This is a genomic window from Candidatus Nanoarchaeia archaeon (genome assembly GCA_035290625.1).
Taxonomy (GTDB): domain Archaea; phylum Nanobdellota; class Nanobdellia; order Woesearchaeales; family DATDTY01; genus DATDTY01.
The window spans coordinates 1-26847 of record DATDTY010000022.1 but is presented as its reverse complement, the minus strand read 5'-3'; the positions used below and the strand labels follow the sequence as shown (position 1 = coordinate 26847).

Below are 26847 nucleotides of genomic sequence, written 5' to 3'. Positions count from 1 at the left end.
CTCACTTCGTTCGGCAATGCCGACTTCGCCTTGTGCATACTCTCATGGGAAGCGACATTTCCCGTATGGAGCAACCCCTTTGTCGCTGTTCTGTACTTTGAATAGAAGGCTCACAAAGGGCATTGCATGACTTTTCAATGCGACCCCTTAAGCGCAACATTTATATAGTACATCTAACATAAATATAACACATGTTACAAAAAAGTAGTATAGAAAAGACGGCGGAGCTGTTCTTCCTGCACCCCTCAAAGCCCCACTACCTCATGGATATCAGCAGAAAAACAAACATAGCCCACACTTCAATCAAAAACAACCTCGACCTGCTTGTAAAACCGGGGCTAATCCTCAAATCCACGGAAAAGAAAGGCAAAAGGGCATTTCCCATCTACAGGGCAAATACAGGCAGCAAACCCTTCAAAACCCAAAAAATGCTCTATAACCTGTCATCCCTCTTGGAATCAAATCTTATCGAACTCCTTGAAGAAAAGCTTATGCCCAAATCTATAGTCTTATTTGGGAGCTATCAAAGGGGCGAAGACACAGAAAGCAGCGATATAGACCTCTTTGTTGAATGCAAGGAAAAAGAGCTAAACCTTAATGATTTTGAAAAGAAGCTGAAAAGAAGGATACAGCTCCATTTCAAGGAGCGTTTTAGCGCATACCCCGAAGAATTAAAGAATAATATTATTAACGGATTTGTATTAAGTGGTTTTTTAGAGGGATATACCTGATCGCAAAAGTTAAGCCAGACAGGCAAAAGATGAGGGAATACCGGAATAGGGTCTCTTATGAAGGATTCACGATACAAACAGACTACCTTGTCGCAAACAGGGATAGGATACAAAATATCATTAAAACACTTTTTACGCTGCTAAAATGATCTCTAAAAAATTCCAAATCTTCCTGATTCTCACGTCTAAAGTGTTAATAAAAAGTAACAGCTGTTAAAATATATTAACAGCAATCTTTTTATATACGCTGTTAATCTAAAGTAACATATGTTAGCAATATTTAACACACTGGCCCCATTCTTTGAGGATAACTACCGGAAGATCAATGTGAGGGAATTTGCGAGAATGCAGAGCATAAGCCCGCCCCATTCCTCCAAAACCCTGAAAAGCCTGGAGAAGGAAGGCCTGCTCCTGAGCGAAGAAGACAGGAGGTACTTATTCTTTTATGCGAATAGGGCAAATCCCGTGGTTATCCACCTTTCAAGGCTCTACTGGCACCAAAAGCTGCAGAAATCAGAGCTCATAGGCTATCTCAAAGAAGAACTTCTGATTCCGACGATCGTGCTGTTCGGCTCTTTCTCGAAGGCAGAAGTTGCTCCAAATTCGGATATTGATATAGCAGTCTTCACAGCAACAAAGAAGCGCCTGGATCTGGAAAAATACGAAAAAAAACTAAAAAGAAAAATCCACGCCCTCCTCTTTAAAGAAAGAGAAGATGTAAAGAATAAGGGGCTGTTGAGCAACATCCTCAACGGATACAAAATAAGCGGTGAGTGGTAACCATGGACTGGAATCAGTGCCTTAAAAAAAGGATAGCGAAGGAGGTAAGCAAAGACAAGTCCAAATCCGCTTCATTTAAGGAGATCATTGACGTTAAAATAAGATCAGCAGGCGTTCTTCCAGAAGACCTTTACTATGCTAAAATCGTCCTCCTTTATGATGCGTTGAGAACCTTGCTGGAGATTACAGCTTTACAAGAAGGCTACAAGATATACAATCATGAGTGCTATACTGCATTTCTGAAAGAAATCCTGAAGATGTCAAAAGAAGGGGATCTATTTGACGAACTGCGAAAAGTAAGAAACAACATTAATTATTATGGAATGCAGCTCTCCCACCAAGAAGCCAGCGAAGTCATAAAACAACTAAAAGCGTTAATACTCAAATTCAAATGAGAAACAAGCACACTTTAACTAAACCAAGCAGAAAATCCCAGATAACCCTCTTCATCATCCTCGGCATAGTCATCTTCATGATCACAGGATTTCTCCTCTACCTCACTTCGCTCAGGACATCTCAAGTAGGAAGCCAGGCAGAGCAAAGCTTTTCAGACATTGTTGAAGCAACCCCAATCCGCTCCTACATCACTTCCTGCCTGAAGAAGACAGCTGAAGATGCTTTGATCTTGGCTGGAAGGCAGGGAGGAGTGATATTCGAGAATCAGGATGGCGTGTTTCGATTTATTGATCCGTCGATTTATACGAGTAATGGTGCCCGCGCCATAGGAAATGACTATCTCCCCTACACTATTGATGGCACCGAGTATAACGTCAATTTTGATGTTTCAATTCCGGAAGAAGGAAAAGAATGGCCTCTTGGCCTCAAGAGGTTTCCCAAACTCTGCTCTGAAGCAGGCCTTAATCCGAAAACAAGCACTACTGACCTCAGCCATACCTGTACAGGCGAACTGTATGCAACTGATTCTAATGCAGCAACCATCCAGAAAGCGCTTGAGTCGTATATTGCTGCCAAACTCCCTGAATGCGTGGACTTCAATGCAATCTCAGAATCAGGCATTACAGTAGAGCCAGCAGGAGACTTAAAAGTCGGAGTCCTTTTTGGAGAAGATGATGTTTTGATACTTTCAGAATACCCAGTCAAATTCTCTCCTCAAGGCGAGCCTCCAGTCACAAAAGACGTTCAGATAACGCAATCCCTTCCGATCAGGTTCAAAAAAATCTACGAAGCTGCATACTACCTCTCAGCCAAAGACAACACCGACGTAAGTTTTGATGTCACCACCACAGATTCCCATAACTGCCCACTCAATTCTCTCAGCAATGGGCAGATTGCAACTACACTGGATCAGCTATGCTTAAAACTAGGTTCAGACTCAAACAGCATAGAAGACGACATGCATATAGAAAAAATTACAGACCTCTGTCATAACTGTGATCTTAACACAGACGCAGCCATACTCCACATTACAGATCCTCAATCAACAATCACAGGACAGCCTTATTCTTTCTATTTCGCAGTCCAGAACAGGCCGCCATACTTGAACATCGATCCAACTACACTTCGAGACGTAATTGAAAGAAACACTATAGATCTTACCACATACATCACATTTGGTGACCCAGATGGGGGAACAACTACAGTTATCCTTTCAGGAGGCCCCCCAGGATTTACAAACTTAACTTATGGTAGCAGCCAAGGCGATGCTGGGTATTACACAATGACAGTTACTGTGGAAGATAGCAATGGCCATCAGGTTACTGGCCAAATCCAGATCACAATTAACTGCCCCTCCGGAAACAACTGCTGCATACAACCCACTCCACCACCCACACAAACTGGCACATTTTACCTTAACGATGGAGCCTCCTGCGGTGCCTGTATGACGTGCCGCCCAAAAACTTGCGTTACAACTTCCCCTCCAGCAATCACCGATTGTATTCCCTCCTATTCCTGTGATTCAGCCGGCAACACGTACAGTTCCAACTATGCCTTATCAGGCGCATCTTGCTCTGATAACAGTGGTGCCACCGGCACCTGCGACGGCAATGGTAACTGTGTACACCCTCCCTAAATCCGCAATACTCTGGGTTTTGACTCTTACTAAGTATGTAATAATCTTATTTAATAAGTAAATAATCATAAATATATTCAATGATATGAGGCAATAATTAAATATACTAAATAATCATCTTCTTACTGATACTTACTCAATCTTATTCTATCTTACTCAATAATCTTTTCATATTCAAACCGCAACATTTATATATTACTAGATACGTAATCATACAGCAGAATAAGAGGGATAAATGCCAAAAAGAGGTTACGTACATTTTCCTATTTCTTTTAGTCGGGGGAATCAAATGCAACATCCTCCTCCAACATGAAAGAACGCATCACCATCACCTTAGACAAGGAACTTCTCGAATGGGTTGACCAGCAGATAGCAAGAAAGCTCTTTGCAAACAGAAGCCATGCCTTTGAATATCTTATCAAAAGAAAGCAGGAGGAGGAGCATGGGTAGGCTGAAACTCCTCGCTCTTCTATTATTTTCAGTGCTGGTAATACAATCCTCGCTTGCCGCAGTCACAACCCAGGAAAAAGCAGAAAGAACCGCCTTATATCAAGCCCCTTCAGTGCTTGGATGCTGTGCAAATCCACTGATAGCAGAGGAAATTCCAACAAAATACTGCAATAATAACCCTCTTCAACAGCTAACTGCAAATCTCTGCTGCCCCACAAATGGAGCATACGATACCGCATCAACAAACGACTTTTACCCAGAGAGCCAAACCGACTGCTTTCAAAACTTCTGGAACTCCGCCTCTGCTGGCGGATGCCAGAAGTTCACTGACCCCGAAAACGGAAAATGTATCTCCGGATGCTGCAACGATGCAGGAGCCTGCAGCGGAAAAACAAGGAACGTCTGTGAAGGCGCCAGCACTGATGCAGCTCCAAAATACTGGGCGTTAGGGTTTCCCGAAACCAATAGGGATTCAAGCCGTCCAACAAATCCCTGTTACAACACTGAACATGCAACGCTGGAAGGAGAAGAATTTGCTGCATGCGCTCCAAATAACCAAATCGACTGTGGATCCATCTCAAGAAGCGACGCTTGCAGAAACTCAGCCTGTTTCTGGTGCGGCTCTGGCGGCACAGGAACCTGCACAGACTCCTGCTCAACATGCTCAGAAGGCCGAACCTCCACAAGCAATGAGCATAACTGCGTTGTTCCAACGACCGACATTACAACAAGAGGGGACGAGACATCAACATCCTGCACAAATCTACCAGAAAACTCATGCACAACAACCACAGGCTGCGCCTGGTGCGGCTCTGCAAATGACAATGAAGGAGGATGCATCGCAAGCACAGCATGTAATACTTGCCAAGGAACTTCTGCTCCGGTTGGTGGTAGATGTGTTGCTCAATGTTCAGATACCATAGACAATGATCATGATACCAGACCAGATAGTGATGACCCTTGCTGTTTCAGTACTAATCCAACTTATGACCCCAACAACGAAGCCTGCGAGCCTCAATGCCCGACAGATGGAAGAACAACGATAGGCAGCATTGCTGGAGACGCCTGTAAATGCGGCGGTGTTGTGCGCTTGAAATCACAATATGGAGACCTCTTCTGTTGTGAATCTAGTGCAGGGCAAAACACAGCATCTGCCTGCGGCAACATGGGTATCGTCCTGCTTGTAATAACTGGCAACAACCAGCCTCTTACAAGCTATACAGTGACGGTAAAATCAGGCCAAACCACAATCGACACATATACCTTAAGCCAGGCACCGTATCAAACAAGACCATTGCTCTATGAAACACGCGGCACTGTCTACACTTTTGAAATCTCCGCTGAAGGCTTTAGAACTGGCTCTCAAGATCACACAATACGCTCTTCCGTCTCAACCTTGACTCTCAACCTCGACCAAATCCCCTCTCAATGCAATACAGAATTCCCTATAACATTTACTGCAGAAAGGATTCCGTGCCAGAGCCATATAGCCCTTAACTGGAATTCAGAATGCACCTACCAATCAGCCAGAGTCTTTAGGAAAGTATCTAGCAGCACTTCATACCCAGATCAGCCCATACGAGTCTTAACTTCAACACCAGCTGCTCAGCAGCAAACCCTTACTGATGAAGAAACTCAATGGGGTAATAACTACATGTATAAGATTGTATTTACCTACAACGTTGAGGATACAACAGCCACAGAACCCAAAGAACTCACTCAACAAATCAGCCCTGGAAACAGCATCTGTGGAGGAAAATGCGCTCCAAATCCAACCTCATTCTGCCAACCACCCACAAATCCCCAAGATCCAGCAACCATTAAAGCCACTTGCGAAAATAACGAGCCCGTTACAACAAACTGCGCCACACTTCCCAGTTTCAGCGACGGCATTTGTATCCAAGACAGAACAGCAGGAGCGCTCTGCCACGAAACCGACGCTTGCGCAGCAACAGAAACTCCCTATCCAAACATCCTTGGTTTGTGGTATAATGCCGACACCTGCTTTACAGAAAACGGAGTAAGACGATACTGCTATCTTGAATCAACCAGCACACCGACAGATTCCTGCCAGTCCTGTACCCAAGTCAACTCCTGCTTTGATTACAAATCCCGATCCTCCTGTGAAAGAAACAATTGCCAGGCAGGAACCTGTGAGTGGTCAACAAACTTCAGGTATGCAGAGTTCGGCAAAGGATTCTGTTATAATGCAGAAGAAGAAACATCCGAGCATTGCAATCTCTGCGGAGCAGTTGCAAACGGAGACGCAGAAAATCTCTTCTATAACACCGGCTGCACGCAAACAATCTGCAGCAATCTCGGATCCTGCTTTGCAAATGCAGCAGAGACAGCATGCAATGCCTGCGTGAGGTCACCAGAAGCGAATACAACCACCTGTGAAAGCCTTGCATCAGAATCAGCCTGCATCGGAAGCAGCCAGCACCAAATCACAACACAAGAAGGCTGCTTAAGCGGATTTGACTCAACTCCTAGTTCAGACGCCTGCAGCTTAGGAGTCTGCAGATGGGATGCAGCCAACAGCAGATGCTTCAAAGACGGAAACTCAGACAACACCGCAGAGTGCGCAGGCCTGAGCGATCCAGCGTTCAGCGACTGCAAAAAAGACACAGTAATCCCAACAACAACTATTGCAGATTCCTCCTTCAGATTTAAAGACACTCAGCCATATATCAATTCAGATGGAGCAATCGTAGCCTTCAATATTGAGGACAGTAACACTCAAGGCTTCACCACACATTATGCTTTTGGGACTGGCAGGCTTTGCCCGAAAAATACACTCACGTTAACCTCAAGAACCGGAACTGCAACTGTCACAAAGCAGCAGCTCGAAGCAGCTCTCGGAGAAAACTTCCAAGGCCAGGCAAACCTCTACTACTTCACAATTGACGAATTCCTAAATACAGAATTAATCAAAACAAAGCCAGTCTATGTTGATATCCAAGGGCCTGAAATAACCTTGGCTTTAACCTCAGGAAATAATCCAAGTTCTGCCGTAACCTCAGACTTAAGCATTTCTTTAAGAGTTGATGAAGCATCAACATGCAGTTACCTCGTTGATACTAATCCACAAACAACCCAGGACTCTATTGATCTAAACGCCGGTCAACAACGCGCTTTCACGATACCCCGCATCCAAGACGCAACCTATGAAGTAACTGCAACCTGCACTGATGAGTATGGCAATCAAAACGCAGCAGTAGAAACCATTGAGATCGACAGAGTAAGGATTATTGAAAATGAGCAGCCTGCAAACTACCATCTCTTCAACGAGCAAAGCGATCCGGTTGAGCTCAGCTTTGATACCTCAGACCCGTACAATTGCTTCTTTTCATATGGCAGCATCCGATCAAGGCCATTTGTTCGAACGGATCTCCATTACTCCTACCCTCTGCCCCTTATCGAGGCAACAGAAGGGCCAAACCAAATCAGCATTAATTGTTATGAGGGTACTGATATCCTCGTTGACTCAGACCGGCTTACCTTCACCTTAGATACTTCTCCGCCAACCACCGCAGTCCAACAATATACAGGAGTAAACACTCCAGAAGACTTGACAGCACAATCGTATCACAATCTCAATCTCCTCCTGACCTGTAATGACGGAGACGCTCATAACTACGGTTGTGATGCAATTGCATATTGCATTGCCAACTCAGGTCAAACATGCCAGTTAGCATCCTGGAATATTCTTCCGCCAGGCGAAAGCAGCCTTATTGTAACCCCAATCAATATTCTTGAACTGCAATCAGGCGACGGAGCCTACACCCTCTACTATGCTTCGCGAGACAACCTGCAATCTGACGGTACTTACCCACACACCGAACAAACCAAATCAATCGTCCTTAACCTTGACAATGAAGGCCCAACTATTACAATCACAGCGCCAGCAGCCAATGCCAGAACCGTCAAGCAGGATAGCATAACCCTGTCAGCAGCCTTTGAAGATTCAAGCGACATAAGCTCAGTAATAATCGTTAGGTCGCAACAAGGCACTCAAAACAGCATCTTGAGCCGAGACGAATTTACCAATACCGGGTTCACCAAAACAATCCCTCTTATCCATGGAACCAATACAATCACCATCTTGGTAGAAGATGCAGCAGGCAACAGCGCTCAACAGACAATAACCATCTACAACGACCACACTCCTCCAACAATCTCAGCATTCGAAGTCCTAAACAACGCCAATTCGCCAGTAGATATCACGGTAGCTGACGCAACAGTTGCCTTCTTAGAATACGCAGCACCATCCACAGTCTCAGTCACAACAACAGATCCTGAATGGTCAAACGAGATAGCAGGCGTAACTGCAGTGGTCCATCCAGTTGTTGGTGACGTGAACAATAATGGCGGAATAGATGTAGGAGATTCGTTGTTTATAACCCAGTATCTTGGAGGACGACGCGAGTTATCTGCAGATCAAAGAACTCAAGCAGACGTGAACCAAGACGAAGCAATAAACGATTTTGATTCCCTCCTTATCAGCCGTTATCTAGCTGGCTATGTTCCTCAACTTCCATGTATCCCTGACGATGACCAAGTTACAATAGAAAACAATCCAAACCTGGAAATTAGTTGCCGAGGTGCGTTGCCAGTCTTACAACTCACTCATCAGGGCGATAGCAATCCTTGGACAGCACCTCTCCCCCAAACCCTCCTCGCAGGCTTCTACATGGTCAAAGTCATCTCTGAAGACCAGTTCGGCAACAAGGCAGTCCAAGCGAAGAAGATTGAGGTGCAGGATAATCATGAACCAACCTTCAGTATCCAAATCTACGATGGAGACTCTCCAGTTGGAACAGTTGACCGCGGCACATTCGGAGTCACAATTACACCAACAGAGCAATTACAAGAGGCTCCAGAGCTTTCATTTAGCTTCTCTGATCAAAACCAACAAACTCGAGCAGTCTCAATATCGGATATAACTCAGGTTGCTGATAGCGCCTCACAACACAATCTCTGGGAAGGATCCTTTACAGTATCAAGAGACGATCCAGTCTACCAAAACCTCCGTGATACCCAAGCTACCTTTACCATTGAAGGAAGAGACCTTAACGGCCAAGCAGGAACTACTATTACTAGCGGCGAAACATTTACAATAAGCACTGTAGGAGGAGATACTCCGTCTATCGACTTACCAAGCGAAGAAGTGACTTACACAAATAGCAACAACGTCTTTATAGCAGGGCATACTGCAAATAGGGCAGAAAACGTTCCCGTGTTGATCCAGATTTATGACAGTACAGGAGAAACTCTCTTACAAGAAGAAAGAGATATATCCCGCCCCTCTCCGCAGCCGATAGGAACTGACCGCGCCGTCAACAGACGAATAGATGACAGGACAATACGTCTTGATACAATAGGAATGGATCTTGCTGCCGTTAGACAAGGATCCCTGCAGTTTACTGGTCACGAAAGAACAACAAGAGGATTTTACCAGATTAGCACTGTTAGCAACTGTATTGATGACCAAACACTAAGAACGCGATTATGTGACATCACTGTTGCAGAACCATTTGAATCAGAAAATCTAGCAAATGCAAGGATCTATACTCGCCAATATCCCCAAGGCTGGTTTGGAAAGCCTTTCACCTTGGCTGCAGAAGGGACATATCGTGTGGGTGCAAGAGCAATTGCTGGCAATGTCGAAGGAGGATTTTCTTTGTATTCTGCTGGAACCCCCTTTAAGATCGTCTATGACACTACCTCTCCTATCATCACCTTAGCTCGTCCAACAGGCGGCTTTACTTCTGACGGCACAACAACCATAGTAATCTCAATCACCGATAATCTTGCAGGAGTCAAAGCAGAGGATATAATCTTTACTTTTGACGGAAGCACAAAAACAGTCGGCGAATCCAACAGCAATGTCGCGTATCAAGCAGATCCAGCAAAAAGAACAATCACCTTGACATATTCAGCTGATACCAACGAACTTAAGCAATACCCGATTACCGTTATTGCAACTGACCGCTCAGGGAAGCGGGTTGAGCAAACACTAGTAATTGCGCGTGTGGATGCACTGGTTCAGCCAAATCTCTTCTTTGACCCAGGATTCTCAATGGACAGGGTAAACACAAATGCAGGTCTGGGTACTGCCCCTAATAATCATGTCTACACACAAACTGCAACACCAACCTTCATCCTCTCCTTTGATGGAGACATCCAAGGTCTTAGTATTAATTCTCTTGCAGTTGTAGAGACAACTGACCGAGTAGAAACCGAATATCCAGTCACTTCTGGCAGCGGGCGAGCTACTCTAAGCAACCCAGTCTCCAGAATAGACGGTTCTGCAGGCCGGGTTCTAAGTCCAAACACTCTCACAGCCCTTCTCGACAATCCTCTTGTAGGATCAACAGTCACGCTTAATGTTGGGGATAGCCTTGAAATCAGGGGCCATGGCTACCCTGCTGCCTCTGTAGCCGGCAAAAGAGTCGATGTCTTTGAAGGCAACCATCGAGTTGAAGACGGGATTGTGGAAAACGTGCATCCTACTCCCCTAACTACCACCACAGCCTCATCCTTCTTTGAACAAGTTCCAAGGCTCCGCTTCTTACAGCCAGGAACCTATGAAATCAGGTTTGCAGTCAGAGACACACCATTGGCTGCTCCTGCAGCAACTCCTATCCACTGGAGTGAACCAGCCACCTTTACCGTCCATGTTGAGCCATGCAGAAACCCTGTTGCTGCAAACAACATCCTCAACAATCCAAATCTTGGGTTCCCAATCTGCTTCACTCCAGATGTCTTCCCAGGTCTCGCCCTTGCGGAAAAAGAATACACTCTTCGCGTCACAGCAACAGTCCAGAAGGACGGCGCTCCTGTTACAAAACAAGTTGACCTTCCCTTCAAAGTCGACCTTACCAATCCAACACTTGAAATCACAACTCCTAATCCGCAGCCGACGAATCATCTGGCAGGCAATAATCTTGCTCTCAGCTACAACGACGCTAACCTTTTCAGGATGAAGATAAATGGGGATGTTGAGCAAGAAATCAGGAAATACGAGACTCAGTTAACAACACCGTCTGTAACTAATGGTCTCCGCTCACTAACTGAAGCCATTGCGCTAACAGGAGATGGAGACACGCCAGGAGATAAAACCGTCAGCGTCGTCCTAAAAGACAAGGCAGGAAGGACAAGACAACAAACCATTGTCTATGCCTATAATGCACAAGCAGTGCCTCTTACAATCACTTCTGTAACAAGGACAGATGATGTAGGGATTACTAGGATCTTAGATACCCCCCTTACTTACAAAACAAATAACAATCCATCCTTTACAATCCGTGTTGCGGGAACTTCAGCCCAGGATCTGCGCTCACTAACAGTCGTATCTGAGGGTTCCCAAATCTCTGCAACAATTCTTGCAACTAATCCAAAGAGCTTTAGCATCAGCATTCCTATATCATCCACGACACCTAATTCAAACCACAACCACGGCACGGCATATACCTTTGCCCTCACCGCAACAGACACCTTCGGAAATACAGGACCAACCACTCTGGTCATCGTCAGAGACACAAGAGGACCGATAGCTACCTGGACTGGAGATCGTGACCCGGTCGACGACAACATAATCTACACAGATGATCCAAATACGCCCATTGTTATCGGCACCAATGAAGATACACAATCCTGTACATACCGTTGGGATGATGACACTGTTGAATACCCCATGGATCAATCCGCAACTAATCAGCGCCAATTCACCTACCATCCAAGTCGAGGAACCACGCTTCCTGATGAGGATGGAACATACCCAGTCCACATTACGTGCACTGATTCGTCTGGCAACCAAGAAACAACAGATCTAACAATTGTTCTGATACGTGAAGCTCCTACAATCGTAATTACCCTGCCCGGCGTAGTGAACACAAATTCAGTAACAGCTACTGTAACGACCTCAAATCTGCCAAGCTATTGCTACTACAAACGCCGAAACCAAGAAGATTCTGAAAAAATAACACTGGATAGTCCAAACGGAAGACAGCATACCACAACAATCAGTAACCTCGCTGAAGGTCCAAACGCCTTTGAGATTTGGTGCGTTGGGTTAAATACAAGAGCAAGCGATCGCCAGCAGAGGACAGTAACCTACCAGACAGGACCATTAACAATCACTGGCCGAGCAGATATGACCGCTCCTTCAGCAACTCCTACAGTCCACGTGGACACAAACAAACAAGCATCATGCAGATATAATCTGAATACCTGCACCGTGTCTCCGGCAGTTTATGCACAATTTAACGCAGGTAACCAAATATCTTCCTCCAATAACCTTGAGCACGGTCCCGCCATTGTAACTTTAAGCATCGACGGAGAACAAAAAGTATGTATTGCTTGCCGGGCAACCCAACCACCCGCAGAAGAGCAAAGAGGAGAGTTTACTCTTATTAGGAACACTGTTGCCCCAACCTTCGGCATACAAATCCAAGGAAATCAGCCTCAATTACAAGGCAAGCCTCTTTTGAGGTCAGGGCCATCGTATACTGTGCATATCATCCCAAGTAAAACAATCCAGCGGCCAACAGCATTTTCTTATACCATAGGAGGCACTATTCTTTCTCTCTCCTCGATAAACCCAATCGCAAGCAGCATTAACTGGCAAGGCACTTTTACAATTCCGGCAACACCTTCCTATAACCAGGAGGCCGCAACTTTCACCATCTCCGCCACCGACACCGCAGGCAACGCAGGAACCCAAATCATTTCTGGAGCACAATTCTGGATCGACACAGCACCGCCAACATTCACATGGCAGAGCATATCGCCAACTACCATCACAAGCCTTGCAACACCAGTAACAATAATCTTTGACACAAGCATAGACACAGTCCAAAGTTCATTACAGCTTTTCCTTAAAGATAGAAACAACGACTACATACCACTCCAAGTCACTACTCGGCCGATTGAGCAAGAAAATACTGATATAAAAAGATTCCAGATTACCTTTAACTTGCCAACTAACCTCAAGGATCCAGTCCAAGGAAAATTGGAAGGCAGCGACCTTGCAGGAAACTTCAGGAGCTATGAATTTACACCCTCTGGTTTCATCGTTGACACACGCCCGCCTGAATTTACTGACGCCACAAGAACTCCTGCCCCAGGCTCAATCATCGGAAATCAGAAGCCAACAATTGGAATCACCTTCTCAGATGCCCGAGGCATTGATACATCAAGAACCAGCCTGGCGATAAATGGCAATCCCCTCTCTTCAACCCAGTTTACCATAGAAACCTTGCTGAGTGGAGAAAAAAGACTCGTCTTCACCCCAATCACAGAGTTAAAGGATTTGGTTGGCGCAGAACCACAAACCCAAGGCAGCTTAACCTACTACAGATTTGATGTTACTGTACAGGTAACTGTCTACGACCAATCAGGAAACTCCAACACAGCATCATGGACTTTCACCATTGACACCAGAGTTCCAAACCAGCCAGAAATATTTGTCTTTAAGCAGCATACCCAAGCAACAGCAAATACTTGGGATCAGCTTACACTTTTGGCAAACGCAGAATCTCCTGCCAGGAATGGCAACTCAAATCTCTGGTATCTTAACCAGAAAAACGCTTATATCAAAGCAAGCTTTGAGCAAGGTGCTTCTGTAACAGGCATCACTCTCCCAGAAAACAACCACCTTACCCAAGATGATTCAAGACTCATCAGGGGTCAGAATGGGCAACCAGTATCTGGTGTCCAATTCATCCATCTGCAAGAAATATCAGCCTCACCTTTGAATGCCCCAAGCGAAAACGACTACACCATCACAATCAAGGCAAAGAAGGAAATCTCAGGGATCGCTCCTGCTGATCTCCCGGAAGGAATCTACCCTTTCCACCTTGCTGTTGATACAAATCCGCCAAGGCTTCCAGCACCAGGAATCACTAACCTTGTGCCAGGCACGCGGCCAGATGAAGCACAGCAAACTTCCTGGCTGACAAGAAGCAGGCAGCCAACAATCAGCGGCTGGGCTAGAGACAATTTCTTCAATTCGATCTCCTTGACCTCAGGGCAAACATCGTATGCGGCTCTGACGAGGACTACCATTGAATGTGGAATGAGGACAACTGCACCTCTGGTAATCGAATGTCCTTACTCCAAGCAGATTAGCCTTTCTGCAAACACCCCACATACAATCAAAATCACTGCATCAGACAAGGCAGGCAACTCCAGAGATGCTGACATCATAATCACTACTGATAACACTCAGCCTTCCCTCCAGATAACAAATATCGAAGGCGCAGTGAACATCGGAACCGCAGCAGTCCCGAACTGGGTAACCAAAGAAAATTCTGTCACTGTCAAAGGCACTTCAGAGTCGGGAGCAACCATCAGAGTAAGATCGATATTCTCTGGGGCAGAGCAAAGTTCCACGCAGCAACAAATTGGCGATATCTTTGCTTATCCGCTTGAAATCGATGCAAGGGGGCAATTAGCTCCGGGAAATGGCTTAACCGCAATCCCAACCCAAATCCCAATCGGCTCAGTAATAACCCTCAAAAACACAGATACCTTATCCTACCAAGTTACTGTAACTGGCCTAGCAACACCGCAAACATTTACCCTCGCAACTAACGCCGAACAGCGGATCACGCTTCCAGGAACTATCGGAGCCCAAATCACCATCACCACAGCCTATGTTGGTGTTGAAGACGCTCTTCTTGATACCAAAACATTCACTATCCGCAATCTCAAAACAGACTTTAGCGTCCCAATAGCACTCTTCACCAATGCTCCAGAAGGCGTTGCGCAAACACTCCAAATTACCGCAACCGACACTGCGGGCAATCCAACACCAAGGTCGCTTACAATAAGAAGAGATGCAACTCCTCCAACCATAACGATTCCAGAAGCATATGCAGATAACCCAACCTTCGGAAGCAACATACAGCAGTTCACAATAACCTTGAATGATCCTTCTGGAATAGATCCGGCTTCAATACAAGTAAAAGAGGGAACCACAAACATCCCCTTCACACCCAATAACCAAAATAATCCAACCTCAATAACTATCTCTCCGCAAACACCATGGTCTAATGCTGTTCATACTCTCACCATAAACGCGCGGGATAGAGTAGGAAACGCAGCAGCTCAAGCAAGTTTAGGATTCACCATTGACTCAGTTGCTCCAACAGCCACCTTTGCGTTTGCTCCTGTTCCGAATGATGTTGCAGGCACAAAATACATCACAACAACCGCAGCAGCATCCTCAACAACAGTCACAGCAACCTTCAGTACATCTGTAAGGGACGTAACCCCAACACTCACTTGTGGATCGCAATCACCAGCCATAACCGCCAACCCCCTGCCTCCTGAGAGCCAAACAATCTACACAATACCTCTCACTAACCTTCCCCAAGGCTCATGCACCCTTACAGTCAGAGCAGCAAGAATAGACACCGGAACTCAAGGAACAGCAACGCAGCAATTCATAGTTGACACGCTTCCCCCAAGAATAGTCATCAGTAATCCTCAATTAGATGCCAGCAATCATGCGAATTCCAATGAGGAATTCATCATAATCTCAGGCAGGATTGAAGGAGAGACAGGACCCGTTACTGTTGCATTATCTGAGAGGTCACAATCAGCCGCAGCAAACTCAGACAACGATTACGAATTCTCCTTTGCAGATGTTGCTCTCGTTACAGGAAACAACCAATTCACCATCACAGCAACCGACTCAACCAGCCACCAAGCGACAAGACCATTCACCATCTCCGCAGACTTCACAGCTCCAGGAATCACGCTTGGTGCAATAACCCAATCCCAAGGCACACTCACAATCCCTTTCACCTCAACCGAGCCATTGAGAATGTTTGATGGCAATGAACAACTCAGTGCTCCAGCTCCTAGAATCACCCTCACCCAAGGAAGCGCGGCACCAGTGCAAATTTCAGCCGATATTGTCACTCCCGGAACAGCAACCACCACAAATTTCCCATACACTGCAGCCTTCACCCTTCCTGCAGACCTTGACGGCCAATACTCTCTTGCTCTCAGCAACCTTCGTGATGCAGCAGGCAATACAGGCCAGGCTGCTCAATCTAATGTTGCTCTGGATACAACGTATCCAACAATAACCATCACAAGCCCGCAGGCAGGTGCAGTAATCAGCGACACAACCCCAACAATCTCAGCAACCATCACAGACACATCAGGAATAGCTACAACAGATGCAAATAAGCCAGCCATAAGCCTTGACGGCCAATCACCAATACGCTTAACACCCTCAAACAATCAAATCTCCTACACACCAACCACAGGCCTTGCTTCAGGCCAGCATACCGTAACAATAACTGCAACAGACGCCAAAGGCTTCTCCAGCACAGCAACATCAACCTTCACCATCGACACAGAAGCCCCATCGCTCACAATAAGTGAGATTGAAATAGTAGGCCTAGACCAACTTACGATATTTGATCACATAACTCGGGCATTTGTAACCAGAAACACTCCGAATTTGCAGATCCGCATCACAGGAACATCATCAAAAGACCTAGCTTCCATTGACCTCCCAGCAGAAAGCGGTGTAATAACCGAAGTTCAAGAAACTCTTGGCCCCAATCATAGAGACTTCACCATCACAGCCGCGCTTCCATTCACAACAGGAAATCAACATGCCAGAGGCTTTGCCAAAACCTTCACCATCACAGGAACCACCCCAGCAGGCCGCCCAGGAACAGTGGACTTCACAATTGTCAAAGACAACATTGGCCCAACAGCAACTCTCACCTCTCCATCAACAAGAGCAACCTCAAGCCTCACTCCAAGCCTTGTATTCACAACAAATGAAGTGGCAACATCATGCAACATGCGCTATAACTCATTTGACGGAGCAGAGCACACAGCCTCTCTTACCCAGGAAACCGGAGAAAGGTTCTCGCACACAATCCAAAATACATTAGCGCAAGACGACACAACCACACTTACAGTCGCCTGCACTGATATATTCAACCAGGAAAAAGAAACCAGCATCAATCTTCTCGTTGATACCAGAATCCCCTCAATCACAGACGTAACACTCACCAACGCCAATTTTGCAGATCTGGCTGAATCAACTCAAAGCTCCAAATCCTACATCCTCTTCACAGGAGTAGCCACAACAGGATTCCAAGTTTACGCAGATCAGGAAGTCATCTGCAGCTATATCACAGGATCAAGCACTCCAAGGCAAATCGGAGATACAACGTATGCAAACTCGAAATCAACAGGAACTACAATTTCCCAGCCCCTGGCAACCACAGAATACATTATCACCTGCACAAGCAAAGCAGGCCTTGAATCAGCTCCCTACACCCTTCGCATAACCAGGCCCGCATCTTACCAGCTTCCCATTTCCATAATCTCCCCCACAGCCCAATTCCTGAACAGGCAGACGGCAGCGAACATTGTAGTCTCAACACCCCGGCCAGCAGCTTGCCAAGCAATCTACAGTGGAACGACTCCATCAACAATCACCTCCTTAACTTCCAACTCCCAAAACGAGCATACTGTTGCAATGGAAGCAGCCGTAGGAAAGACAAGGCCTCAATTTGAAGCAGCAGGAGCAGCCTACACAGTCTCAATTAATTGCAGAGCCATAGTGGGGGCCCAAGGCATTAATCCCAACACAATCCAAGTTTCCTTCACTACAGACTTCACCCCTCCTGCAAAGCCAGTCCTTTCAACATCGCAGCCTATTGTCAGAACTGAAACAGCAGCCATCTCAGGAACCATTGATTCAGACGTTGTAAAGGTTGAGATTTACAGGAAAGAGGCAGGCACATCAGGAACACCAACCTTAGTCAAGACCATAACCATAACTGCAGGAACAACATTTTCAGATACGATAGAACTCTTAGCAAGCAAGAACAACACCTTAACAGCAATTGCCTATGACCGCGCAAATAACCCATCAGAACTCTCAGACCCGGTCCATATCATCCAGACCCAGGCAGGCCCAACAATCACTGCAGTCGATCCTGCAACAGGAACGATTCGCAACGCAGTCTCCATCATCAGGGCAACACTCATACCGCATTTAGCAACTCCCATCTTGGAGTCAAGTTCCTCGATACAACTCAGAAACGCAGCAGGCCAAATCCCCGGAACAACACATCTGACCGCAGAAAACATTCTCGAATTCACACCGTCCTCGGCATTAGCCAATGGCCAATACACAGCAACAATCCACGCAGAAGACATCCTTGAAAACTCCAATGAAGCAACAACATCCTTCACCACCGACAGCAGGGCTCCGGTATTCACCCTTCAGTCACCTACGACAAGGATAAGTAACACAAGAACAATCAGCGTCGCAGGAACAGTCACCTCTCCCATCACTTCAGCAACAATCACTGCCTCAAGCCTTGTCATGACGGCAGCAAACGGAACAATTACAGTGCACTCGCTCACCAGAACAGCGGCAGGAGCCTTCACAACATCAGTAACCCTCCCACAAGACGGCGCCTATACCTATTATGTGAACGCAACAGACTCGTTAGGAAACCGCGGAGTTTCTGAAACATCTGCAGTCACAATAGACACTGCAGCCCCTCAGCTTTGCTTCACGATCGGCGAAATAACTATATGCCCCGATGCTCAGGCAGCAATAGGAACATGCACAGACTCTGACGGCTTGGACTACAATTCCAGAGGTTCAGTTGCTATCAACGCAAACAGCTTCAACGACACATGCTTCAATACAAGAATCCTCCTTGAACAGGCCTGTTCAGGAACAAGCAGAACCCAGAGAGGCATTGAATGCCAAAATGGCTGCTCTCAAGGAGCGTGCATAGCCTCATGAAACCAGCCATCCTTGTATATTTTGTACTGTTCGCAACTGCAGCTATGCTCGCCTCAGCCCAGACAGCCCCAATTACTATCTACGAACAGCAACCTGAGATAGGCATTGCATTCAGCGAACCTATAAACCCAGCCTCCCTTACCCCCCAGCAAACAGTCCGCCTCGTCAATTCCACCAATGCGCCGTTTGCAGTGGAGTTTGTCCGCTCAGTCCAAGATATCCTCTTTGTCTATAGGCCTGTTGCGTCATTGCGGCCTGGTTCCTATACCTTCACAGTCCATGCAATTGACTCCGCGAACAACCCAGTCGAGGAACAGCTCAGCTTCAATGTTGTCATCCCCCCAATTGACATCTCAATAAGATCTCCAAGATTCGGCTATTCCTCTGTATTCGCATTCCCAGTCACAATCAACCTGAGCAGGCCAGCCTACTGCAAGTGGTGGGATCTCTCCTCAGAAAACTTTGACCTTTACCAGGAATTTGACACACCAAGATCAGCAGCCCTGCAGCACACCATCACCTCCTTTTCCCTTGAGAATGTTGCAAGCCAGAATGGTGTCTTCTCAAGAAGCCTGTATGTCAAATGCAATGACCTTACAAGAGGAGAAATGAGAGACCAGTCTTTCACCATTATCGTAGACCAGACTCCTCCAACTCTAACCCTCCAAACCTCCTATCCAGACAACTTCATCGCAGACCTTCCTACAGATGCCCAGCTGATTGCAACCACAAACGAGGATTCAATCTGCAAATACGGAAACAACATTGACGGCTTTGATGCCATGCTTCCCTTTCCTTCATTCACAGCAGAAAACTACTCAACCAGAAGCACAGCTCCTCTTTCTTCAATAATCACAGAAGACCAGAGGACATATTACATAACCGCAAAGTGCAAAAATAAGGCAGGTCTCATAACAGAGCAGCCTGCAAACATCAGCATCCGGGTCAATACCTCAGTTCCATTAGCCATCCTCTCAACTCAGGTTGAATTCCCTGCACTGGCAACAGCAAGGCTTATTGCAAATACAAACAAAATCAGCCAGTGCACCTATTCAAGCAATTCTTCAAACCCATTTGTCAACATGCCCTCCACAGGAGGAAGGTCGCATTCAGTGACTATAGCCGAACTCAGCCAGGGCAGCCATTCCTATATCCTCAGATGCCTTCGCGGCCAGTACAGCGCTGAAGCAACCATCTCCTTTATCATTGACACAACTGCTCCAGTTATCACTCTGGTTGATGATTCAAATCCTGATCTTCCTGACAGGCCGCAGTTCACAGCCTCGAACAGAAGGCTCCATGTCAGGGTTGAAGCAAGAGACAACGAATCGCAAATAGTGCTCTACAATTACACCCTCTACAAAAGCTCAGCAGTCACAAGAGACTCTCCGATATCAACAGCCCAGGATTCTTCTCCTGAATTCACGATGACAGGCCTCAGCCTCAACAACTCCCAAAGGTATTTCTTCAGGGTTGAGGCAAAGAACGGAGCAAATCTCTGGAGCACAGCAAGGGACAGCGATGGAATCACTGTTGACACATCCTTATTGCCTGAACAGTGCACCAACCAGGTGAGAGACGCTGGCGAAATTGGTGTTGACTGCGGCGGAATCTGCTCAACAGGCTGCGGCCTTGGCCAGGAATGCGCAGACAACGCAGACTGCACTTCAGGATTCTGCTACCTTTCCGGATCCAGAAACAGAGGAACATGCGCAAACACAACCTGCACAGACAGGAGAGAAGGGCCTCAGGAAACAGACATCGATTGCGGCGGAGTCTGCGTTGATCTCGAAAAGAAGTGCTCTGCCGGAAAGAAATGCAGCCGCGACTCAGACTGCTCCAATGGAGAATGCCTCAACCAGAGATGCGGAGGATCAGATTCAGGGGCTCCAAGCCTCTGCAGCAATGGAAGGATCGACTTAGATGAGATGGGAACTGATTGCGGCGGAGTCTGCGTTACCTTCGGGAAGAAATGCCCTGTTGATACACCCTGCCAGTACAACAGCGACTGCATGAGCAATTCCTGCCAGGCAAGCTTCTGCAGCCAAAGCTCTGATAATGATGGGGATGGCATAGAAAATGATCTTGATAACTGCCCGGCAAACTCAAATCCCAGCCAGGAGGACCTTGACAACGATGGAATCGGAGATGCCTGTGATAAGGACAAGGATGGAGACGGAATGGATAACAGCTGGGAAACTCAAAATAACCTCAACCCCTCTGATCCCGCAGATGCAGCCCTTGATCCAGACCAGGACGGCTTGACGAATTTTGAAGAGTTCAGGCTCGGAACTAATCCAAACCAGGAAGACACTGACGGAGATGGCTGGAATGACAAGGATGAAGTTGATGCAGGAACAGACCCTCTTGATCCAAATTCCAAGCCCGCATCAGCCCTCTTCTGGATTACTATGTTCTCAGTTCTCACCTTAGTTGGAGTCGGAGCAGCATTTGGCTACTTCTACTATGAGCGGACAAGGCTCCATCTCTCCCCCAAGAGAGCCCTGCCTCCGCTGCCAGGCCTAAGGCCAGTTCCTCAAAAAGTAACTCCTATCTCAAAGGAAATCCAGAAACACCGCCAGCAGATGCGCCAGAGCCTCTTTGGCGATTTTGGGGCGCCATTCAGGCCATCAAAGCCAACCCTAAAGCCTGAAGCAAAGCAAGAGCCTGAGAAATGGGTTGATCTAACAAAGCATGACATCTTCACAAAGCTGCCGACATCTGAGGCTAAGGGAGACATCTTTTCAGAACTCAAGAAATTTGCAGAGGGCCAGCTTCCAAAGCCAACTCTTCCCTCTGAGCAGAAGATACAGAAGCCAGTTCCAGAGAAACCAAAGATAACAGAGAAACAGCCTGAAAAGCCTCAGCCGCGAAAGATAGCAATGCCAGAAAAACCCGTCCTTCCAAAAAAGCTGTCAAAAAAGCCAACCCAAAGGGCATCTCAACAACCAAGGCGAAAGGCAGTAGCAAAGGTAAAACCAGCAAAAGCAAAGCCTCAAAAAAGGAAGAAGCGATGAGGAGAGCAGAGATTACAGGCACAGTACTCGGCTATGTTATTGCTGCGATCATCTTTGCCATGATTCTTCTCTATGGCTACAAGATTGTCTTCAAGTTTCAGAATGACGCAGACCGCATAACCTCAACACAGCTTGCAGTTGACCTGAAAGCAGCTGTGAAGAAGATAGGGGCAGACTTTGGAACCATAGATAAAAGGGAATTAAAGCTGCCTTCTGGAATTACAAAGGTTTGCTTTTTGGATATGTTCTGGGCATCTGATCCAGATAACGATCCAGACCCATCATCAGGCCCCAAGCAGGGAATATGTGATTCAGGAAACCTCGATTACCATATCGGCATCTGCGATGCATGGAAAAGCGCAACATCAAACGAGGGAGAAAACGTCTATCTCCTCAATCAAAACGACATTGCCTCAGATCCCATTGACGCAGGCCCCATTAAAATCGTGCTTGATGATACCACTAACGGATATGACTCCGCCCAGCAGCATTACCTCTGCCTCCCAACCCTCAACGGAAAGGTTGAGATCAAGCTCAGAGGACTGGGGGATAGTGTTGAGTTATCTGAATGGCCAACTTAACTTAAGCAAAGGTATAGTAAAGGCAACAAATAATTGAGCATAAATTATTGCCTTTACTTATTACGAACGGGCAACAATTGCTCAATTATATTTGCCCGTGAGTATAGGATATGATGGAAGGTGTCTATTTATGTCCAAAGCAGTTATCGACATACAGCTGAACTGGATCTTTATAATCATCGTAGGAGGAATCATCCTGCTCTTCTTTTTCACCCTTGCCTCAAAGCAGAAGGATGTAGCAGAGACAAAGATTGCAAGGACAGTAAGGTTTGACTTAAGCTCGATCTTCACCTCATCAAAGGTCACAGCAGGCTCAGCATCTTTAATCAGCATCCCGAATATAGGCATCTCTTATGACTGCGCAGGCTACAGCATTGGAGGAATCAATCCAGTCAAGCCCCAGGTCGCTTTTTCTCCCTCCCTCTTCAAAGGCTACCAGCTCATGGCATGGACATTGGATTGGAGCATGCCGTTCAGAATTGCAAACTTTCAGTATATCACAAGCCCGAATGTGAGGTATATCATTGTGGATGATGGCGCCAGCACTACTGTGCAAAGCAAAGCAGACAAAATCTACAACCTTCTTCCTGAGCAATATATCCAGGAAAGAGGCGAAAGAAAGCCATTGCTGGCGAAAGAACTCGTAACAGATGCTACTGCTCTGAATAATATTCAAAACCTCAATAACTACAAAGTGAGGATTGTTTATTTTACAGTGCCTCCTTCCCCCCTTCCTTCAATCCCCCCTGCCCTCGTTTCAATGGAAGACGAGGATCTTACTGCTCTTTTTATTGATGGAGAGATTGAAGGCGCAGGCGAAATAAAATTCTACCAGAAAAGTTCGACTGGATGGGCTCAGGACGCAGGTATAGAGAATCCAAGCGCAACCACGTACTATTTAGGAACCCCATCCCTCTTAGGAGCCATCTTCTCCGACGACATTGACACCTACAACTGCAACATGAGAGAAGCTTACAAGGTATTAGACAAGGTTGCAGAGATCTACAAAGAAAGGACCAGCTCTCTTAAAACCGCAATGACTACCGCAACCAGAACAAATTGCGCAACCGAGCTAGGCAATGCCGAAAACAAGTTAACTACTATTATTGCTGCCAACAAAAACCTCATTGGCGTAACTGCTCCGCAAGGAACAGGAAATCTAGGTACAATAAAAAGTGAAGCCGATGGCCTGAAATCCACCAACACCAACCTCCAGCGCCTCTCCTGCCCTGAAGTGTATTGACCAAAGGAGCTTTTGATTGCCCGGAAACAAGAAAACTCCAATCATTGAGAAGAAACCAATTCAATAAAGAGAAAAAGCGATTAATAATAGCCATTAAAAATATACAACCCATAAAAAATAATCATTGGAAGCCAATATAATCCCAGTCAAAAGTCTAATGAAAAAGTAATGAATAACAATCATAAGGGCAAGCAATGAACTCTAGCATACTCTCAATCAATAAGAACGCCCAATTGAAGATAGGAGAGACAATCGCAATCCTCATCGTCTTCTTTATGCTCCTTGTCCTTGGAATCTTCTTCTACATCGGAGTCCAGCAAGCCACTTCGCAGAAATCCTTTGAGCGCGAGTCAGACATCTCTGCGATAGAGGTTGTCCAGAAAGCCTCAAATCTGCCGGAACTGCAATGCAGCTCAGGAAATGATGTTGAAGATAACTGCATAGACATCTATAAGCTTGCTTTCTTAAATCAGTCCATCTCTGACCCAAGCTCACAAGAGCATTATGCTGGCATCTTTGGCTTAAGCAAAATAGAAGTAAAGGTCCTCTCTCCAACTCATGATGACTTTTTAAAGGACAGCTCAGGAAACTCCCTTTCTTTTTTTACAGGCCCTACGACCGGCGTATGGACACAGGAATCCTTTATCCTGTATGCAAACCCCTCAACTGAAGCCGAACAATCCCAATTCACCCAATCAAGAACAAACGTTCCCATATCCCTCTACAACCCATTGGGAGAAGGCATCTGCGGAGGCTTAAGAGGAAGCTGCGCATTTGCTATGATGGAAATAACAGTGTTCCAGAGAAAATGAAAAATAATGAGGCGGCGACGATGGCGAGGGCGAGGCAGGGGTTGCCCCCTTCGGGGTGCCGAGCAGGCGAAGCCGTCCGAAGCCGTCTTCATCGCAGCCTCATTCGGAAATCCAGCAATTCGGATACGCCTGCCAAGGATCAATCATGAAGCAAATATGAAGCAAATGCAAACAAGAAAATCACAGATGGAAATCATGGGCCTTGCAGTGATTGTGATACTCCTCACTCTTGGCTCGCTCTTCGTTATCCAGTTTGTTGTCCTCAAGCCTCAGAGCGAGATCAAAAAGACCTTTACCCAGACCCAGACAGCAGCCAACACCCTGACAGCGCTGCTCAGGACCTCAACAGGCTGCAAAGGCACAACAATCATAGGTCTGCTGGACGATTGCGCAAAGCATCCTAGTAGTGACACAAACAACAGGATATGCTGTCTGAACTCAGACAGCGCCGATCCATGTGTTTCTGAACCTCCTCCTCCTGGTAAAACTGTTAATGGCAAAGACTCCTGCGCTAAAGCATCAGAACTCATTGAAGATATCCTCACAAACTCCTTGCAAAACTACGGCATCAGCAACTACGAATTCAGGATCATTAACGAGGATTATTACCAGCCAATTGATCCCATCAGAGCAGGAGAATGCCTCCAATCCAAAGAGTCCAAGCAGGCCTATTTCCGGACCTCTGCAGGCGTTGTGACGATCTATTTGGATGTGTGCTAATATGGAAAAGCCAAGAGGCAGTCATTCGTGCTCGGAGATACATTTTTAAACTTCTCCATACTTATAATAAAACATGAGAAAAGACGTACTAAAAATAAAACAGAAGATAACCCCCATTCTGAAGCGCTACAAAGTCAAGAGGGCAGGAATATTTGGAAGTTACGTTAGAGGGGAACATAAACAGCGGAGTGATGTAGACGTTCTTATACAACCACCAAGAAGCATGAGCCTCTTGAAGTTTGTCCACATAAAACATGAACTGGAGGAAAAATTGAATAAAAAAGTAGACCTGGTTAGTTATAAGGGGATTCACCCCCTCTTAAAGGATCAGATTTTAAAAGAAGAGGTCAAGATTATATGAAAAGAAGCATAAACTTATTTATAGAAGATATCCTGGATAGCATCAGCAACATCGAGTCGTTTTCTGAAGATTTAACAGAACAGGAACTATCTAAGGATAAGTTAAGGCAAAGTGCGATAGTCAGGCAAATAGAGATAATTGGAGAAGCAGCTAAAAATATCCCTAGTCCTATTAGGAAAAAGCATCCGGAGATTCCGTGGAAAGACCTTGCAGGAATGAGGGATGTCATAACCCGCGGATATTTCAAGGTTGCGGTGGGGGCTCGCCAAGCCCACAGGTTGCATTGAAAAGTTGCTCGCTTCGCTCGGCAGCGTCGGGTTCGCCCTGCGCAAGCCAAGCAGAATAGCGACATTCCCCGAATGGGACAACCCCCTTGTCGCTCTGCTGTCTTATTTTAAGGTGGCTCACGAGAGGGCGCTGCATGACTTTTCAATGCGACCAGCCCACAGAAACCTTTATATACAACATAACCTAATAGGGAATATCCAATCAATAAGAGGTGTTTTCATGAAAAAAGCTCAAGGCTTGCCATTGAACGCAATCGTCATAGCAGCATTAGTCTTGATAGTCTTGGTTGTTTTGATACTTGTCTTTACAGGAAGGATCGGAAGTTTTGTAGGCGGAGTTCAGAATTGTGGAGCCCAAGGAGGGAGTTGCAAGGCATCTTGCGACCCAAAAGAAGCGCCTCTCGGAGGCCAAACAAGCTGCGCTGTCTCTACTCCTGCTTGTTGCATCCCAACTCCAACTGGATAAGGGATCATTAGATTACAAACAACGATAAAAAAAGCTCAGGGGCTTCCGCTCAATGCAATCGTCATAGCAGCGTTGGTGCTGGTAGTCCTTGTTGTTCTTATTCTCATTTTTACAGGAAGGATTGGCAATTTTACGACAGGCACACAGACCACAATCGGAGAATCGTGCCTTGCCTTGAATACTCAGGCAGAGAACCGAGAAACAACGCGCTATGAATGCAAGGGGGGCTGTACGGGGCGATGACCGTAGTTCCTGGGAGCTTTAAGGACTGCGCCCTATTGCAAAAAGTCTGCTGTCAAAGTACCAAAAATCAATAAACTCTAATCCAGTTTCCCCACTCTATTATCCCGAAACTACTTCCGGTCACGAAACTACTTCCGCTTTAGTTCATTCCATACTTCTCTTGGAGTCTTGAATTTCAGGCTCATATGAGGCCGTGCCTCATTATGATGCCTGATATAGTCAGCAAGATTAGCGAATGATCCTGTTGCGTATTCTGTCTTGTAGCTGAGGAAGAAGCGTTCTACTTTGCCGTTGGTTTGTGGCCTGTTGACTCTG

The 26847-nt window shown here is 46.2% G+C and carries 15 protein-coding genes; 14 read left to right on the top strand and 1 reads right to left on the bottom strand.

The genetic code is table 11. From position 1 onward, the window contains the following. Window positions 1–191: 191 nt before the first annotated feature. The 14 genes from VJB08_01775 (at window position 192) to VJB08_01710 (ending at window position 26289) form a co-directional block, all read left to right on the top strand. Complete coding sequence (locus tag VJB08_01775; GenBank protein ID HLD42696.1) at window positions 192–731, top strand: nucleotidyltransferase domain-containing protein; 540 nt, start codon at window positions 192–194, stop codon at window positions 729–731. Between the two features lie 267 nt (window positions 732–998). Further along, window positions 999–1511 (top strand): nucleotidyltransferase domain-containing protein, encoded by a 513-nt coding sequence (locus VJB08_01770; GenBank protein ID HLD42695.1) that lies wholly within the window; start codon window positions 999–1001, stop codon window positions 1509–1511. A 2-nt stretch (window positions 1512–1513) separates the two neighbouring features. Further along, complete coding sequence (locus tag VJB08_01765; GenBank protein HLD42694.1) at window positions 1514–1906, top strand: hypothetical protein; 393 nt, start codon at window positions 1514–1516, stop codon at window positions 1904–1906. Beyond that, complete coding sequence (locus VJB08_01760) at window positions 1903–3543, top strand: hypothetical protein (GenBank protein HLD42693.1); 1641 nt, start codon at window positions 1903–1905, stop codon at window positions 3541–3543. The genes VJB08_01765 and VJB08_01760 overlap by 4 nt, the downstream gene beginning before the upstream one ends. Window positions 3544–3852: 309 nt before the next feature. Continuing rightward, entirely contained in the window at window positions 3853–3993 is a 141-nt protein-coding gene (locus tag VJB08_01755; protein ID HLD42692.1) for a ribbon-helix-helix domain-containing protein, read from the top strand. Further along, the gene (locus tag VJB08_01750) at window positions 3986–18802 is read left to right on the top strand and encodes a dockerin type I domain-containing protein (protein ID HLD42691.1); all 14817 of its coding nucleotides are present in this window, start codon (window positions 3986–3988) and stop codon (window positions 18800–18802) included. Before VJB08_01755 ends, VJB08_01750 begins: the two co-directional genes overlap by 8 nt. After that, window positions 18760–21819: a thrombospondin type 3 repeat-containing protein gene (locus VJB08_01745; protein HLD42690.1), complete on the top strand. Its 3060-nt coding sequence runs from the start codon at window positions 18760–18762 to the stop codon at window positions 21817–21819. The genes VJB08_01750 and VJB08_01745 overlap by 43 nt, the downstream gene beginning before the upstream one ends. Continuing rightward, entirely contained in the window at window positions 21816–22400 is a 585-nt protein-coding gene (locus VJB08_01740) for a hypothetical protein (protein ID HLD42689.1), read from the top strand. The genes VJB08_01745 and VJB08_01740 overlap by 4 nt, the downstream gene beginning before the upstream one ends. Before the next feature lie 130 nt (window positions 22401–22530). Continuing rightward, window positions 22531–23643 (top strand): hypothetical protein, encoded by a 1113-nt coding sequence (locus VJB08_01735; GenBank protein ID HLD42688.1) that lies wholly within the window; start codon window positions 22531–22533, stop codon window positions 23641–23643. A 194-nt stretch (window positions 23644–23837) separates the two neighbouring features. Then, window positions 23838–24455: a hypothetical protein gene (locus VJB08_01730; GenBank protein ID HLD42687.1), complete on the top strand. Its 618-nt coding sequence runs from the start codon at window positions 23838–23840 to the stop codon at window positions 24453–24455. A 156-nt stretch (window positions 24456–24611) separates the two neighbouring features. Beyond that, window positions 24612–25175 (top strand): hypothetical protein, encoded by a 564-nt coding sequence (locus VJB08_01725; protein ID HLD42686.1) that lies wholly within the window; start codon window positions 24612–24614, stop codon window positions 25173–25175. A 73-nt stretch (window positions 25176–25248) separates the two neighbouring features. After that, complete coding sequence (locus VJB08_01720; protein ID HLD42685.1) at window positions 25249–25536, top strand: nucleotidyltransferase family protein; 288 nt, start codon at window positions 25249–25251, stop codon at window positions 25534–25536. After that, a complete protein-coding gene (locus tag VJB08_01715; protein HLD42684.1) occupies window positions 25533–25823 on the top strand; it encodes a DUF86 domain-containing protein in 291 nt (96 codons plus the stop codon). The genes VJB08_01720 and VJB08_01715 overlap by 4 nt, the downstream gene beginning before the upstream one ends. Before the next feature lie 220 nt (window positions 25824–26043). Further along, window positions 26044–26289, top strand: coding sequence for a hypothetical protein (locus VJB08_01710; GenBank protein ID HLD42683.1), 246 nt, complete (start codon window positions 26044–26046; stop codon window positions 26287–26289). A gap of 371 nt (window positions 26290–26660) precedes the next feature. Here the strand turns inward: VJB08_01710 and VJB08_01705 are convergent. Continuing rightward, a partial coding sequence (locus VJB08_01705; GenBank protein ID HLD42682.1) for an integrase core domain-containing protein occupies window positions 26661–26847 on the bottom strand: 187 nt, incomplete at its 5' end.

What these genes read in the sequence shown, in the direction of transcription:
- VJB08_01725 (HLD42686.1), top strand. Translation starts at nt 24,612, where the DNA reads ATGAAGCAAATGCAAACAAGAAAATCACAGATGGAAATCATGGGCCTT.
- VJB08_01765 (HLD42694.1), top strand. Translation starts at nt 1,514, where the DNA reads ATGGACTGGAATCAGTGCCTTAAAAAAAGGATAGCGAAGGAGGTAAGC.
- VJB08_01755 (HLD42692.1), top strand. Translation starts at nt 3,853, where the DNA reads ATGAAAGAACGCATCACCATCACCTTAGACAAGGAACTTCTCGAATGG.
- VJB08_01760 (HLD42693.1), top strand. Translation starts at nt 1,903, where the DNA reads ATGAGAAACAAGCACACTTTAACTAAACCAAGCAGAAAATCCCAGATA.
- VJB08_01720 (HLD42685.1), top strand. Translation starts at nt 25,249, where the DNA reads ATGAGAAAAGACGTACTAAAAATAAAACAGAAGATAACCCCCATTCTG.
- VJB08_01750 (HLD42691.1), top strand. Translation starts at nt 3,986, where the DNA reads ATGGGTAGGCTGAAACTCCTCGCTCTTCTATTATTTTCAGTGCTGGTA.
- VJB08_01715 (HLD42684.1), top strand. Translation starts at nt 25,533, where the DNA reads ATGAAAAGAAGCATAAACTTATTTATAGAAGATATCCTGGATAGCATC.
- VJB08_01730 (HLD42687.1), top strand. Translation starts at nt 23,838, where the DNA reads ATGAACTCTAGCATACTCTCAATCAATAAGAACGCCCAATTGAAGATA.
- VJB08_01745 (HLD42690.1), top strand. Translation starts at nt 18,760, where the DNA reads ATGCCAAAATGGCTGCTCTCAAGGAGCGTGCATAGCCTCATGAAACCA.
- VJB08_01775 (HLD42696.1), top strand. Translation starts at nt 192, where the DNA reads ATGTTACAAAAAAGTAGTATAGAAAAGACGGCGGAGCTGTTCTTCCTG.
- VJB08_01710 (HLD42683.1), top strand. Translation starts at nt 26,044, where the DNA reads ATGAAAAAAGCTCAAGGCTTGCCATTGAACGCAATCGTCATAGCAGCA.
- VJB08_01770 (HLD42695.1), top strand. Translation starts at nt 999, where the DNA reads ATGTTAGCAATATTTAACACACTGGCCCCATTCTTTGAGGATAACTAC.
- VJB08_01740 (HLD42689.1), top strand. Translation starts at nt 21,816, where the DNA reads ATGAGGAGAGCAGAGATTACAGGCACAGTACTCGGCTATGTTATTGCT.
- VJB08_01735 (HLD42688.1), top strand. Translation starts at nt 22,531, where the DNA reads ATGTCCAAAGCAGTTATCGACATACAGCTGAACTGGATCTTTATAATC.